The sequence below is a fragment of the Hafnia paralvei ATCC 29927 genome (assembly GCF_001655005.1).
GTDB classification, from domain to species: domain Bacteria; phylum Pseudomonadota; class Gammaproteobacteria; order Enterobacterales; family Enterobacteriaceae; genus Hafnia; species Hafnia paralvei.
In genome coordinates, this window is record NZ_LXET01000085.1 from 1 (window position 1) to 218 (window position 218).

Below are 218 nucleotides of genomic sequence, written 5' to 3' on the forward strand. Positions count from 1 at the left end.
CTGAAAACATCTTAGTAGGTGCTCCATGACTGGAGCACCATAGCAAACCTACCAGCGCAATTCTGATGTTGGCATAAACGTTATCGACCTCACGTTATCAACCACATCGTAGCTGATTTGCATACTTGTAGGAATAGAGAAGCCTTTAGCCTCATAGAGATCTGTCCAGCCGAAAGCTCGCCTCATAACAACTTTAGGCGGGCTACTTCTTAGCGGCT

Annotated in this window: 1 protein-coding gene; it reads right to left on the reverse strand. The window is 46.3% G+C overall.

Translation table 11 applies throughout. The features are described 5' to 3' along the window. Window positions 1–48: 48 nt before the first annotated feature. Window positions 49–218: DUF6392 family protein (locus M988_RS23225; protein ID WP_282956181.1), on the reverse strand; the 170-nt coding region annotated here is incomplete at its 5' end.